This window comes from Streptomyces sp. NBC_00667, assembly GCF_036226825.1.
In the GTDB taxonomy this organism is placed as follows: Bacteria; Actinomycetota; Actinomycetes; order Streptomycetales; family Streptomycetaceae; genus Streptomyces.
In genome coordinates, this window is sequence record NZ_CP109022.1 from 1,933,314 (window position 1) to 1,945,727 (window position 12,414).

Below are 12,414 nucleotides of genomic sequence, written 5' to 3' on the forward strand. Positions count from 1 at the left end.
CTACCTAGCTATTCGGCGGCCAGCGGGAGGACATCGGCGTCGAAACAGGTCCGGGCACCCGTGTGACAGGCGGCCCCGACCTGGTCGACCTTCACGAGCACGGTGTCGGCGTCGCAGTCGAGGGCGACGGACTTCACGTGCTGGAAGTGGCCGGAAGTATCCCCCTTGACCCAGTACTCCTGACGGCTGCGCGACCAGTAGGTACAGCGTCCGGTGGTCAGGGTCCGGTGCAGGGCCTCGTCGTCCATCCAGCCGAGCATGAGCACCTCACCGGTGTCGTACTGCTGGGCGATGGCCGGTACCAGACCGTCCGCGGAGCGCCTCAGGCGGGCGGCGATGGCGGGATCGAGGGAGGTCGTACTCATGGGGCCATTGTGCCGGGCGCGGGTCACGATCACCGACGACTGTCCGCCTGATGAGCAGGCACGGGGCGGGTTCCGGCCGTAGGCTGGCCACCATGTCTACCCATGCGAAGCGTGAACGACTGCTGCTGGCCGATCTGTTGGAGGCGGCGGGACCGGAGGCGCCGACGCTGTGCGACGGCTGGAGCGCACGGGAACTGGCGGCGCACGTGGTCGTGCGGGAGCGCCGCCCGGACGCGGCCGGCGGCCTGCTGCTGAACGTGCTCAAGGCCCGCCTGGACAAGGCGATGGCCGAGTACGCCGCCAAGCCCTACGAGGAACTGATCCGGCTGATCCGTACCGGGCCGCCGAAGCTGTCCCTGTACTCGGTCAAGCAGATCGACGAGGCGGCGAACGCGGTGGAGTTCTACGTCCACGCCGAGGACGTCCGGCGCGCCCAGCCCGACTGGTCGCCGCGGCAGCTGGACCCGGTGTTCTCGGACGCGCTCTGGTCCCGCCTGGAGAAGCTGGCCCGCCTGACGGGCCGCCGTTCGCCGGTCGGCCTGGTGCTGCGCCGCCCGGACGGCCGCACGGCCGTCGCCCACAAGGGGACCCCGGTGGTAACGGTCACCGGCGAGCCGGGCGAGCTGACGCTGTTCTGCTTCGGCCGCCAGGACGCGGCCGCGGTGGAACTGGACGGCCCGAAGGAGGCCATCGCCCGTCTGACGACGGCCAAGCTCGGAATCTGACGTCCTGAGCGTCCGGAGCGGGAAACCGGGACGGGGCGGGGTGGGCCGGAGCGCCCTCCCCGCCCGGACCGGGCGTCAGCGGACCGGGTGGCCGGCCTCGCGGAGGGTGTTCTTGACCTCGCCGATGCGCAGGTCGCCGAAGTGGAACACCGAGGCGGCGAGGACCGCGTCGGCGCCCGCTTCGATGGCCGGCGGGAAGTGCTCCAGCTTGCCGGCGCCGCCCGAGGCGATCACCGGGACGCGGACGTGCTCGCGGACCGCGGCGATCATCTCGGTGTCGTAGCCGTCCTTCGTGCCGTCGGCGTCCATCGAGTTCAGCAGGATCTCCCCGGCGCCCAGCTCGGCGGCCCGGTGCGCCCACTCGACGGCGTCGATGCCGGCGCTCTTGCGGCCGCCGTGCGTGGTGACCTCGAAGGCACCGGACGCGGTGCGCCGCGCGTCCACGGAGAGCACCAGGACCTGCCGGCCGAACCGCTCCGCGATCTCCCGGATCAGCTCGGGCCGCTCGATGGCGGCCGTGTTCACGCCCACCTTGTCCGCGCCCGCGCGCAGCAGCCTGTCCACGTCGTCGGCGGTGCGTACGCCGCCGCCCACGGTCAGCGGGATGAAGACCTGTTCCGCCGTCCTGCGCACCACGTCATAGGTCGTCTCGCGGTTGCCGGAGGACGCGGTGATGTCGAGGAAGGTCAGCTCGTCCGCGCCCTCGGCGTCGTAGAGCTTGGCCATCTCCACCGGGTCGCCGGCGTCCCGCAGGTTCTGGAAGTTGACGCCCTTCACGACCCGGCCGTTGTCCACGTCCAGGCAGGGGATCACCCGTACGGCCAGGGTCATGCGGCACCTCCGTACGCTTCGACCTCGACCTCGACGACCATGGACGGGTCGACGAAGCCGGAAACGATGATCATGGACGCGGCGGGGCGCACCGCGTCGAACAGCTCCTTGTGGGCGCGGCCCACGTCGTCCACGTCCCGGGCGTGCGTGAGGTACATCCGGGTGCGCACCACGTGCTCGGGGCCGAGACCGGCCTGCTCCAACGCCTTGAACGCGACGCCGAAGGCGGTGATCGCCTGCTCGTAGGGGCCGCCGCCGTCGGCCGCGGTGCAGCCGGAGACCAGGACCAGGCCGTTGGGCAGTGCGACGGCCCGGCTGTAGCCGATGACGTCCTCGTAGGGGCCGCCGGAGGAGATCCGGCGCACGGCGTCGGAGGCGCTCATGCGGACACCACCCGAAGGGCCTCTTCCAGGGTGAAGGCCTTCGCGTACAGGGCCTTGCCGACGATGGCGCCCTCGACGCCCAGCGGCACCAGCTCGGACAGCGCCCGCAGGTCGTCCAGCGAGGAGATGCCGCCGGAGGCGACGACGGGCCGGTCCGTGGCGGCGCAGACGCCCCGCAGCAGCTCCAGGTTGGGGCCGGTCAGCGTGCCGTCCTTGCCGATGTCGGTGACGACGTACCGGGCGCAGCCCTCGGAGTCCAGGCGGGCCAGGGTCTCGTACAGGTCCCCGCCCTCGCTGGTCCAGCCGCGGCCCTTGAGGGTGGTGCCGCGCACGTCGAGCCCGACGGCGATCTTGTCGCCGTGCTCGGCGATCGCCTTGGCGGCCCACTCGGGGGTCTCCAGGGCGGCGGTGCCGAGGTTGACGCGGGTGCAGCCGGTGGCGAGGGCGGCGGCGAGCGAGGCGTCGTCGCGGATGCCGCCGGACAGCTCGACCTTGATGTCCATGGCGCCGGTGATCTCGGCGACCAGGGCGCGGTTGTCGCCGGTGCCGAAGGCGGCGTCCAGGTCCACCAGGTGCAGCCATTCGGCGCCGGCGCGCTGCCAGGCGAGGGCCGCCTCCAGCGGGGAGCCGTACGAGGTCTCGCTGCCGGACACGCCGTGCACGAGGCGTACGGCCTGGCCGTCGCGGACGTCGACCGCGGGGAGCAGCTCAAGCGTGGGTGCGGGCATCACAGGGTCTCGATCCAGTTGGTGAGGAGCTGGGCGCCGGCGTCGCCGGATTTCTCGGGGTGGAACTGGGTGGCCCACAGGGCCCCGTTCTCCACCGCCGCGACGAAACGCTCGCCGTGGGTGGCCCAGGTGACCTTGGGGGCGCGGATCAGCGGGTTGGTGACCTCCAGGCTCCAGTCGTGCGCCGCGTAGGAGTGCACGAAGTAGAACCGGGCGTCGGCGTCGAGGCCGGCGAAGGCCTGGCTGTCCTCGGGGGCGTCGACGGTGTTCCAGCCCATGTGGGGCACGATCGGGGCCTTGAGCGGGCCGACCGTGCCGGGCCACTCGTCCAGGCCCTCGGTCTCCACGCCGTGCTCGATGCCGCGTTCGAAGAGGATCTGCATGCCTACGCAGATGCCCATGACGGGCCTGCCGCCGGACAGCCGGCGCCCGATGATCCAGTCGCCGCGGACGTCCTTGAGTCCCTGCATGCAGGCGGAGAAGGCCCCGACGCCGGGGACGAGCAGCCCGTCCGCGTCCATGGCCTTGTCGTAGTCGCGGGTGATCTCGACGTCCGCACCGACCCGCGCGAGCGCCCGCTCGGCGGACCGGACGTTGCCGAAGCCGTAGTCGAAGACCACGACGGTCTTGGTGGGGCGTACTGCGCTCATGCCCAGATTCCTTGGATTCGCAGGACTCCGGCGGCGAGGCACATCGCGGAGCCGATGGCGAGCAGGATGACGACCGACAGGGGCATCTTCTGCTTCTGGAAGGAGTACACGCCCCCGGCCAGGAACAGGCCGAAGACGATCAGGATGGTGTTGAGGCCGTTCACGGCTAGAGGGCGCCCTTCGTGGAGGGCAGGATGCCGGCCGCGCGGGGGTCGAACTCGGCGGCGTAGCGCAGGGCCCGGGCGAGGGCCTTGAACTGGCACTCCACGATGTGGTGGGCGTTGCGGCCGTACGGGACGTGGATGTGCAGGGCGATCTGGGCCTGCGCGACGAAGGACTCGAAGATGTGCCGGGTCATCGTGGTGTCGTACGAGCCGATCATCGGCGCCATGTTCTCGGGCTCGGTGTGCACGAGGTAGGGGCGGCCCGACAGGTCGACGGTCACCTGGGCGAGGGACTCGTCCAGCGGGACGGTGCAGTTGCCGAAGCGGTAGATGCCGACCTTGTCGCCGAGGGCCTGCTTGAAGGCGGCGCCGAGGGCGAGGGCGGTGTCCTCGATGGTGTGGTGGCTGTCGATGTGCAGGTCGCCGTCGGTCTTGACCGTGAGGTCGAAGAGGCCGTGGCGGCCGAGCTGGTCGAGCATGTGGTCGTAGAAGCCCACGCCCGTCGAGACGTCGACCTTGCCGGTTCCGTCGAGGTTTATCTCGACGACGACCGAGGTCTCCTTGGTGGTCCGTTCGACCCGTCCGATGCGGCTCATGCGTGCTGCTCCTTCTTCAGTGCGCGAACCGCTTCCAGGAACGCGTCGTTCTCTGCCGGGGTGCCCGCGGTGACCCGCAGCCATCCGGGTACGCCGTTGTCCCGGACCAGGACACCCTGGTCGAGGATCTTCTGCCAGGCGGTGTGGGAGTCCTCGAACCTGCCGAACTGGATGAAGTTCGCGTCGGACTCGGTGACCTCGTAGCCGGTGGCCCGCAGCTCGGCGACCAGGCGGTCCCGTTCGGCCTTGAGCTGTTCGACGTAGCCGAGGAGCGTGTCGGTGTGTTCCAGGGCGGCCAGCGCGGTCGCCTGGGTGACGGCCGAGAGGTGGTACGGCAGCCGTACGAGCTGGACGGCGTCGACCACGGCCGGGTGCGCGGCGAGGTAGCCCAGGCGCAGGCCGGCGGCGCCGAAGGCCTTGGACATGGTCCGGGAGACCACCAGGTTCGGGCGGCCCTCGATCAGCGGCAGGAGCGAGTCCCGGTGGCTGAACTCCACGTACGCCTCGTCCACGATCACCAGGGACGGCTTGGCCGCCTGCGCGGCCTCGTAGAGGGCCAGGACCGTCTCCGCCTCGACCGCGGTGCCCGTGGGGTTGTTGGGCGAGGTGATGAAGACGACGTCGGGCGCGTGCTCGGCGATCGCCTGCTCGGCGGCCTCCACGTCCACGCGGAAGTCCTCCCGGCGCGGGCCGGAGATCCAGCCGGTGCCGGTGCCGCGCGCGATGAGCGCGTGCATGGAGTACGAGGGCTCGAAGCCGATCGCGGTCCGCCCGGGCCCGCCGAAGGTCTGCAGCAGCTGCTGGATGACCTCGTTGGAGCCGTTGGCGGCCCAGACGTTCTCCCGGGAGACCGGGTGCTTGCCGGTGCGGGTGAGGTACTTGGCGAGCTCCGTCCGCAGCTCGACCGCGTCCCGGTCGGGGTAGCGGTTGAGGGTGCGGGCGGCGTCGGCGACGCGTTCGGCGATGCGCCGCACGAGCGGTTCGGGCAGCTCGTACGGGTTCTCGTTGGTGTTCAGCTGGACGGGCACGTCGAGCTGCGGGGCGCCGTAGGGGGACTTGCCGCGCAGTTCGTCGCGGATGGGGAGGTCGTCGATGCCGAAGGTCACTGGTTCGGCACCTTCCAGCCGAAGCGCGCCTTCAAGGCCGCGCCGTGCGCCGGCAGGTCCTCGGCCTCGGCGAGGGTCACCACGTGGTGGGCGACCTCGGCGAGGGCGTCGCGCGTGTAGTCGACGATGTGGATGCCGCGCAGGAAGGACTGCACGGACAGGCCGGAGGAGTGGCAGGCGCAGCCGCCGGTGGGCAGGACGTGGTTGGACCCGGCGCAGTAGTCGCCGAGCGAGACCGGCGCCCAGGGGCCGACGAAGATCGCGCCGGCGTTGCGCACACGGGCGGCCCAGGCGGCCGCGTCGGCGGTCTGGATCTCCAGGTGTTCGGCGCCGTACGCGTCGACGACCCTGAGGCCGTCCTCCAGGCTGTCGACCAGCACGATCGCGGACTGCTTGCCCGCGAGGGCCGGCTTGATCCGGTCCTCGACGTGCTTGGTGGCCGCGACCTGCGGTTCCAGCTCCTTCTCGACGGCCGCCGCGAGCTCCTCGGAGTCGGTGACCAGGACGGCCGCGGCCAGTGGGTCGTGCTCGGCCTGGCTGATCAGGTCGGCGGCGACGTGCACGGGGTCGGCCGTGGAGTCCGCGAGGACGGCGATCTCGGTCGGGCCGGCCTCGGTGTCGATGCCGATCTTCCCGGTGAAGTAGCGCTTGGCGGCCGCGACCCAGATGTTGCCGGGGCCGGTCACCATGTTGGCGGGCGCGCACTCCTCGGTGCCGTACGCGAACATCGCGACGGCCTGGGCTCCGCCGGCCGCGTACACCTCGTCGACGCCGAGCAGGGCGCAGGCGGCGAGGATCGTCGGGTGCGGCAGGCCGCCGAACTCGGCCTGCGGCGGGGAGGCGAGCGCGATGGACCCGACCCCGGCCTCCTGGGCGGGGACGACGTTCATCACCACGGAGGACGGGTACACCGAGCGGCCGCCCGGCGCGTACAGGCCGACGCGCTCGACGGGAACCCACTTCTCGGTCACGGTGCCGCCGGGGACCACCTGGGTGGTGTGCTCGCTGCGGCGCTGGCCCCGGTGCACGATCCGGGCGCGCCGGATGGACTCCTCCAGGGCGGCGCGGACGGCCGGATCCAGCTGTTCCAGGGCGGCCGCGACGGCCTGCGCAGGGACCCGGACCCGGGTGAGCTCGACCCCGTCGAACTTGCGCGCGTACTCGATCAGCGCCGCCGTGCCACGATGGTGCACGTCCTCGCAGATGGGCCGCACCTTCTCCAGGGCGGCTTCCACGTCGAACTCGGCACGGGGCAGCAGATCGCGCAGGGCGCCACCCTCGGGGAGGGTGTCACCGCGCAGGTCGATACGAGAGATCACGTGCCAATTCTCTCAGACCGGCTCCCGCCACCGTTCGCCCGTATCACTGGCTGATACACGCCCCGGGCGTCCCCGGATGTCACAGCGGCCGCTTAGCGTTCCCCTACACGTATGTGACTGCGGAGGGGGGCCGCCATGGCGGAGGTACGCGCGGAGACGGAGCCGGTGGATCTCACCGACGCCGAGCACCGCATGTGGGAGGCGTACCGCACGGGTCGCACTTGTGATCTCAGTGCGCGTGTCGCGGCCCAGGACGACCCGCATTCGGACCGGCCCTGGGGACCGGAGCGCAGCGTCCGCGCCGAGGTGGTGGCGCTGCTGCTGCTCCACGGGCCGCCTCCGGTGCCGGGCCGGGTGGTGGCGCTGAAACTGCGCGGCGTCCGGATCCTGGGGCGGCTGGAGCTGTCCGGGGGCAGGGTCGAGCCGTACGTCGAGTTCCAGTCGTGCCGCTTCGACAGCGAGCTCCAGCTGGCCGAGACGCGGGCCTGCACCCTGCGCCTGGTGAACTGCGCGATCCCCCGGCTGGAGGCGGCCCGGCTGCACACCGAGGGGGACCTGCACCTGCTCGCGTCCCGGGTGGCCCGCGGGATCCGGCTGACGGACGCGCAGATCGGCACCGACCTGCTGATCAGCCGCGCGGTGGTGCGGCCCGACAACAAGGGCCGGGCGATCACCGCCGACGGGATGTCGGTCGCCCAGGACTTCCAGGGCGACATGCTGGAGACCTACGGGGAGATCAGCCTGCGCGGCGCGAAGGTCGGCGTGTCGATGAACCTGCGCGGCGCCCGGCTGCGCAACCCGGTCGGGCGGCGCGCGTTGAACGCGCCGCAGCTGACCGTCGAGCGGACCCTGTACCTGACGTCGATCGCCCTGTACTCCTCCCCGGGCGATTCGGGGACGCAGACGCCGCCGTACGGGGTCGGACAGACGCCCGCGCCCGGCCAGGCCTCGCAGGCGTTCGAGTGCGAGGGCGGGATGCGCCTGGACGACGGCCGCTTCGGTGACGCGATCGACTTCTACGGGGCGCGGTTCCTGCTGTCGCCCGAGCAGGAGGTGTCGCTGCGGCGGATCAGCACGCCGGAGCTGCGCTTCGTCGGCGCGCAGCCCGAGCAGGGCCGGGTCGTGCTGTCGGGGGCGAAGGTGGTCAAGCTGGTCGACCTGTCCACCAGCTGGCCGGGGCCGGGCCGGCTGGTGATGGAGGGGTTCTCGTACGAGATCCTCGCGCCCCGCGGGCACTTCCCGCTGCCGCGCCGGCTGGCCTGGGTGGAGGCGGCCACCGTGGAGTACTCGCCGGAGCCGTACGAGCGGCTGGCGGCGGTGCTGCGGGCCAGCGGGGAGGACGCCGACGCCCGGGAGGTGCTGCTGGCCAAGCAGCGGCGGCGGCGCGCGACCCTGCCGCCCGCGGCCAAGGCCTGGGGCTACCTCCAGGACTGGACGGTGGTCTACGGGTACCGGCCGGGGCGGGCGGCGCTGTGGATGGCGGTGCTGTGGGCGGCGGGCACGCTGCTGTTCCACCGGCACCCGCCGCCGCCGATCAAGGAGGACGAGCATCCGCAGTGGAGTGCCGCCCTGTACGCCCTGGATCTGCTGCTGCCGGTGATCGATCTGGGGCACGAGGGCCAGTGGAAGCCGGGCGGGGCCTGGCAGTGGTGCGCCTCGGCGCTCGTGGTGCTGGGGTGGATCCTGGCCACCACGGTGGCGGCGGGAGCCTCCCGGCTGCTGAGGCGGGGGTGACGGCTGCGGGCCCGGGGCCACTACCCTGTGCCTCGTGACCTCCGTTCGCCTGCCCCTCTTCCCGCTGAACTCGGTGCTGTTCCCCGGCCTCGTGCTGCCGCTGAACGTCTTCGAGGAGCGTTATCGCGCCATGATGCGCGAGTTGCAGAAGACGGGCGAGGACGAGCCGCGGCGTTTCGCGGTCGTCGCGATCCGGGACGGCTGGGAGGTCGCACCGACCGCGCCGGGTCTGCCCGACCAGACGACGCTGCCGGAGCGCGGCCCGGCGGCGGGCTTCGGCGCGGACCCGATCCAGGCCTTCCACCGGGTGGGCTGCATCGCGGACGCCGCGACGATCCGGGAGCGGGAGGACGGCAGCTTCGAAGTGCTGGCCACCGGCACCTCCCGGGTGCGGCTGCTGTCGGTCGACGCCTCGGGGCCGTACCTGGTCGCCGAGCTGGAGGAGCTGACGGAGGACGCGGGCGACGGCGCGGGAGCGCTGGCCGAGGGCGTGCTGCGGGCGTTCCGGAACTACCAGAAGCGGCTGGCGGGAGCGCGGGAGCGGTCCCTGTCCACGGCGCCCGAACTGCCCGACGAGCCGTCGGTGGTCTCGTACCTGGTCGCGGCGGCGGTCGTACTGGACATCCCGGCGCGGCAGCGGCTGCTCCAGGCCCCCGACACGGCGACGCGCCTGGCGGAGGAGCTGAAACTGCTGCGTACGGAGACGGCCGTGATCCGGCACCTGCCGTCGCTGCCGGCGGTCGACCTGACGCGCGCGCCGACGAGCCTGAACTGATGGGGAAGAAGAAGGCGGGGGCGACCGGGGCGGCGACCCCGGCGATCGCGGCCCTGACGGCGGCCGGCGCCGAATTCACCACGCACGCCTACGAGCACGACCCCGCGCACCCCTCGTACGGGCAGGAGGCGGCGCAGAAGATGGGCGTCTCCCCGGCGCAGGTGTTCAAGACGCTGGTCGCGGACGTGGACGGCGTGCTGACGGTGGCGGTGGTCCCGGTGTCGGGCTCGCTCGACCTCAAGGCGCTGGCCGGGGCAGTGGGCGCGAAGCGGGCGGCGATGGCCGACCCGGCGCTGGCGGAGCGGACGACGGGGTACGTGCTGGGGGGCATCTCGCCGCTGGGGCAGCGGCGGGCGCTGCGGACGGTCGTGGACGCGTCGGCGTCCGGGCACCGCACGATCTGCGTGTCGGCGGGACGCCGGGGCCTGGAGGTCGAACTGGCGCCGGCCACCTTGACGTCGCTGACGTCGGCCGTGGTCGCGCCGATCGCCCGGTAGCCCGCGCCGGGCGCCCCACACGCCGGCGGGGCCGGCGGCACCGCCGGTCAGGGCCGCGACGGGTCCGGGGCGTGGGTGTGGGGCGAAGGGACCGGGTACGGGGGCCAGGCGGGGTCCGGCCGGGTGAAGACGGCCGTCAGGACGAGGTGGGCGGCCAGGGCCGCCAACGGCCACGCCAGCAGCGCGCCGTGCGCCAGCAGTTGCAGCGGGGCGTCGAACGCGACGCCCTGGCCCGCCTTCGCGGCCGCCGCCGGGAGGTTCGCGGACGGGCCCAGCCGCAGGCCCAGCCGCCAGCCCACCAGCGCCGCGAACAGGGAGCCCACCCCCAGGCCGATCACCAGCGGCACCCCGCCCCGGCGCCGCCACAGGAAGACCGCGACCGCGCTCAGCAGCCCGAAGCCGACCGCGAGCAGCAGAAACGTCCCGTCGGCGCCGATCCGCGCCTCGCCCTCGGAGTTCCGCAGGAACACGGCCTGCCCGTTGGAGACGTACTGGACCTTCGGCGCGAGCCACGCCCACAGCACCCCGAGCAGCACTCCGGCCACCCCCACCACCAGGGTGACGGCGGCGCCGTCCCGGACATCGCCCGGCGTGGTCTTCCGGGGCGGCGGCGCGCCCTCTTCGAAGGGGGACGGGGGCGGGGACGGCTGCGGGGTCACGGCTTCGGTCACCCGCACATCGTGCCAGGTCCCCGGGCCGGCGGTGTCAGCGGACCGCTGCCCGCCGGTAGGCCCAGGTGGCGACGGCCAGGGACAGCACGCCCACCGCACCGCACACGCCCAGGTCGAAGAGGACCGCCGCCCAGTCGGGGTCGGGAGCGAAGGTCCGCGCGAAGGCCTCCACCCCGTACGTCGAGGGCAGCAGGTCCCGCGTCCACACGATCACGTCCGGCATCCGCTCCGGCGGCAGCACCCCCAGCAGCAGCGCCGCCGACATGCCGAGCTGCCCGGCCAGCGTCGCCAGCTCCTGCCGGGGCGCCAGCAGTCCGAGCGCCGCGCCCAGGCCCGCGAGCGCGGCCCCGGCCAGCGGCACCACCGCGCCCAGGATCCACAGCCCGCCCATCGGCAGCCCGAACAGCACGCACCCGAACCCCGCGGTCACCAGCGTTCCCGGCACCGTGAAGGAGGCGTAGGCGGCGGCCGCGCCCAGCACCACGGAGGCGGGCGGCACCGGCAGGGTGGCGTAGTGGTCGAGCCCCCCGCCGGCCCGCAGCTGGCCGAAGTACTGCGCGAGCAGGTTCAGCGCGACGAAGGCGACGACCAGTACGGACGATCCGGCGACCACCGCCCGCGCCTCGGAGCCGCCGTCCACCACGCCCCGCATCAGGATCATGATCCCGACGGACTGGAAGGTGGCCACGAACAGCAGCGGGATCCGCGCCACCCGCGCCCGGGACAGCTGCGCCCGGTACACCGCGGCGAGCGCGGGGAAGAACCGGGCCCGGGGCGCCAGCGCGCCCGCGCAAGTGACGGCGGCGGTCACGACTTCACCAGCCCCTTCGAGGCGCGGCCCCCCAGGGCCAGGTAGACGTCCTCCAGGCTCGGCGTGGCCAGGGTGAAGTCGTCGAGCGCGGCGAAGGCCGGCCCGCCGGTCACCGCGGCGACGGCGGCGCGCGCCCGGTCGGGCGTCAGCCGCAGCACCCAGCGCCGCCCGGAGACCACGGCCGCGGGGGCCAGTTCCGCGACCTCCGGCACCTCCAGCGGCGCGGCGGTGCGCCACACCAGCTCCAGCCGTACCTCGCCGGACACCGTCGCCTTGAGTCCGGCCGGGGTGTCGCAGGCGATGACCCGGCCGTGGTCGATGACGGCGACCCGGTCCAGTACGGTCTCGGCCTCGATGACGTTGTGGGTGACGAGCAGGACGGTGGCCCCGTGGCTCGCGCGGCGCCGGTCGACGGCGCTCCACACGGCGCGCCGGGCCACCGGGTCCATGCCGGTGGTGGGCTCGTCGAGGACCAGGACGGGCCGCTCGCCGATCAGCGCGGCGGCGAAGCAGGCCAGCCGCCGCTGGCCGCCGGAGAGCTTCTTGAGGGGCCGTCCGGCGAGCGCGGTCAGCCCGAGTTCCTCCAGTACGGCGTCCCGCGCGGTGCGCGCCGCCCGCGCGCCGAGTCCGCGCAGCCGGCCGGTGGTCTCGGCGGCCAGGGCGACGGTGAGCTCGTCCAGGGCGGTGGATTCCTGGCCGAGGTAGGCCAGGAGGCGGGAGGCCCGCTCGGGGTGGCGTACGAGGTCGTGGCCGAGCAGCGTCACGGTTCCGGCGTCGGGCCGCATCAGGCCGGTGAGCTGGCGGACGAGAGTGGACTTGCCGGCGCCGTTGGGGCCGAGCAGGCCGAACACCTCGCCGCGCCGGACGTCCAGGCTGATCTCGTCGTTGGCGCGGGTCTCGGGCAGGGCGGGGGCCCCGCGCCGGCCGCGCACCGCCGGGTAGGTCTTGACGAGGCCGCGTACCGCGCAGACGACGTCGCGGGCACCCGCCTCGGAGGTCACAGCCGCGGCCGGTGCCGTGTCCTGTTTCGCGCTTGCTGTGCCCGTGCTCACGAGGGAG

At 73.2% G+C, this 12,414-nt stretch carries 16 protein-coding genes; 4 read left to right on the forward strand and 12 right to left on the reverse strand.

The window, feature by feature from the left end:
- Positions 1–8: 8 nt before the first annotated feature.
- Positions 9–365: a phosphoribosyl-AMP cyclohydrolase gene (gene hisI, locus OHA81_RS09185; protein ID WP_329194483.1), complete on the reverse strand. Its 357-nt coding sequence runs from the start codon at positions 363–365 to the stop codon at positions 9–11.
- 92 nt (positions 366–457) lie between these two features.
- Here hisI and OHA81_RS09190 point away from each other — a divergent pair, with 92 nt between their 5' ends.
- Complete coding sequence (locus OHA81_RS09190) at positions 458–1,090, forward strand: TIGR03085 family metal-binding protein (protein WP_329194485.1); 633 nt, start codon at positions 458–460, stop codon at positions 1,088–1,090.
- 75 nt (positions 1,091–1,165) lie between these two features.
- On the opposite strand, the gene hisF is transcribed toward OHA81_RS09190, so the two are convergent.
- From hisF to hisD, 8 genes are read right to left on the reverse strand one after another with little or no spacing between them, the layout of a single operon-like run.
- Positions 1,166–1,921 (reverse strand): imidazole glycerol phosphate synthase subunit HisF, encoded by a 756-nt coding sequence (hisF, locus tag OHA81_RS09195; protein ID WP_329194487.1) that lies wholly within the window; start codon positions 1,919–1,921, stop codon positions 1,166–1,168.
- The gene (locus tag OHA81_RS09200; RefSeq protein ID WP_329194489.1) at positions 1,918–2,304 is read right to left on the reverse strand and encodes a RidA family protein; all 387 of its coding nucleotides are present in this window, start codon (positions 2,302–2,304) and stop codon (positions 1,918–1,920) included. Before OHA81_RS09200 ends, hisF begins: the two co-directional genes overlap by 4 nt.
- Positions 2,301–3,032 carry a bifunctional 1-(5-phosphoribosyl)-5-((5-phosphoribosylamino)methylideneamino)imidazole-4-carboxamide isomerase/phosphoribosylanthranilate isomerase PriA gene (gene priA, locus OHA81_RS09205; protein ID WP_329194491.1) on the reverse strand — a complete coding sequence of 244 codons (732 nt, stop codon included), beginning with the start codon at positions 3,030–3,032 and terminating at the stop codon, positions 2,301–2,303. Before priA ends, OHA81_RS09200 begins: the two co-directional genes overlap by 4 nt.
- A complete protein-coding gene (hisH, locus tag OHA81_RS09210; protein ID WP_329194493.1) occupies positions 3,032–3,682 on the reverse strand; it encodes an imidazole glycerol phosphate synthase subunit HisH in 651 nt (216 codons plus the stop codon). The genes priA and hisH overlap by 1 nt, the downstream gene beginning before the upstream one ends.
- Complete coding sequence (locus OHA81_RS09215) at positions 3,679–3,846, reverse strand: hypothetical protein (protein ID WP_329194494.1); 168 nt, start codon at positions 3,844–3,846, stop codon at positions 3,679–3,681. The genes hisH and OHA81_RS09215 overlap by 4 nt, the downstream gene beginning before the upstream one ends.
- Before the next feature lie 2 nt (positions 3,847–3,848).
- Positions 3,849–4,442 carry an imidazoleglycerol-phosphate dehydratase HisB gene (gene hisB, locus OHA81_RS09220; RefSeq protein WP_136230470.1) on the reverse strand — a complete coding sequence of 198 codons (594 nt, stop codon included), beginning with the start codon at positions 4,440–4,442 and terminating at the stop codon, positions 3,849–3,851.
- Positions 4,439–5,548, reverse strand: a complete 1,110-nt coding sequence (locus tag OHA81_RS09225) for a histidinol-phosphate transaminase (RefSeq protein WP_329194496.1) — start codon at positions 5,546–5,548, stop codon at positions 4,439–4,441. Before OHA81_RS09225 ends, hisB begins: the two co-directional genes overlap by 4 nt.
- Entirely contained in the window at positions 5,545–6,867 is a 1,323-nt protein-coding gene (gene hisD / locus OHA81_RS09230; protein WP_329194498.1) for a histidinol dehydrogenase, read from the reverse strand. Before hisD ends, OHA81_RS09225 begins: the two co-directional genes overlap by 4 nt.
- 135 nt (positions 6,868–7,002) lie before the next feature.
- On the opposite strand from hisD, the gene OHA81_RS09235 reads away from it, so the two are divergent.
- Genes OHA81_RS09235 through ybaK form a run of 3 tightly spaced genes read left to right on the forward strand, consistent with a single transcriptional unit; the run spans position 7,003 to position 9,873 of the window.
- Positions 7,003–8,601: an oxidoreductase gene (locus OHA81_RS09235; RefSeq protein WP_329194500.1), complete on the forward strand. Its 1,599-nt coding sequence runs from the start codon at positions 7,003–7,005 to the stop codon at positions 8,599–8,601.
- Positions 8,602–8,635: 34 nt separating this feature from the next.
- Positions 8,636–9,376 (forward strand): LON peptidase substrate-binding domain-containing protein, encoded by a 741-nt coding sequence (locus tag OHA81_RS09240; RefSeq protein WP_329194502.1) that lies wholly within the window; start codon positions 8,636–8,638, stop codon positions 9,374–9,376.
- Positions 9,376–9,873, forward strand: a complete 498-nt coding sequence (gene ybaK / locus OHA81_RS09245) for a Cys-tRNA(Pro) deacylase (RefSeq protein WP_329194504.1) — start codon at positions 9,376–9,378, stop codon at positions 9,871–9,873. Before OHA81_RS09240 ends, ybaK begins: the two co-directional genes overlap by 1 nt.
- Positions 9,874–9,920: 47 nt before the next feature.
- Here the strand turns inward: ybaK and OHA81_RS09250 are convergent, their stop codons facing one another.
- Genes OHA81_RS09250 through OHA81_RS09260 form a run of 3 tightly spaced genes read right to left on the reverse strand, consistent with a single transcriptional unit; the run spans position 9,921 to position 12,407 of the window.
- Positions 9,921–10,544 carry a hypothetical protein gene (locus OHA81_RS09250; RefSeq protein WP_329194506.1) on the reverse strand — a complete coding sequence of 208 codons (624 nt, stop codon included), beginning with the start codon at positions 10,542–10,544 and terminating at the stop codon, positions 9,921–9,923.
- Between the two features lie 34 nt (positions 10,545–10,578).
- The gene (locus OHA81_RS09255; RefSeq protein ID WP_329194508.1) at positions 10,579–11,355 is read right to left on the reverse strand and encodes an ABC transporter permease; all 777 of its coding nucleotides are present in this window, start codon (positions 11,353–11,355) and stop codon (positions 10,579–10,581) included.
- Positions 11,352–12,407, reverse strand: coding sequence for an ABC transporter ATP-binding protein (locus OHA81_RS09260; protein WP_443056485.1), 1,056 nt, complete (start codon positions 12,405–12,407; stop codon positions 11,352–11,354). Before OHA81_RS09260 ends, OHA81_RS09255 begins: the two co-directional genes overlap by 4 nt.
- Positions 12,408–12,414 lie beyond the last annotated feature (7 nt).

Excerpts from the sequence above, each read along its gene's own strand:
- OHA81_RS09190 (WP_329194485.1), top strand. The coding sequence starts at position 458 with ATGTCTACCCATGCGAAGCGTGAACGACTGCTGCTGGCCGATCTGTTG.
- hisI (WP_329194483.1), bottom strand. The coding sequence starts at position 365 with ATGAGTACGACCTCCCTCGATCCCGCCATCGCCGCCCGCCTGAGGCGC.
- OHA81_RS09235 (WP_329194500.1), top strand. The coding sequence starts at position 7,003 with ATGGCGGAGGTACGCGCGGAGACGGAGCCGGTGGATCTCACCGACGCC.
- priA (WP_329194491.1), bottom strand. The coding sequence starts at position 3,032 with ATGCCCGCACCCACGCTTGAGCTGCTCCCCGCGGTCGACGTCCGCGAC.
- ybaK (WP_329194504.1), top strand. The coding sequence starts at position 9,376 with ATGGGGAAGAAGAAGGCGGGGGCGACCGGGGCGGCGACCCCGGCGATC.
- OHA81_RS09200 (WP_329194489.1), bottom strand. The coding sequence starts at position 2,304 with ATGAGCGCCTCCGACGCCGTGCGCCGGATCTCCTCCGGCGGCCCCTAC.
- hisF (WP_329194487.1), bottom strand. The coding sequence starts at position 1,921 with ATGACCCTGGCCGTACGGGTGATCCCCTGCCTGGACGTGGACAACGGC.
- hisB (WP_136230470.1), bottom strand. The coding sequence starts at position 4,442 with ATGAGCCGCATCGGACGGGTCGAACGGACCACCAAGGAGACCTCGGTC.
- hisH (WP_329194493.1), bottom strand. The coding sequence starts at position 3,682 with ATGAGCGCAGTACGCCCCACCAAGACCGTCGTGGTCTTCGACTACGGC.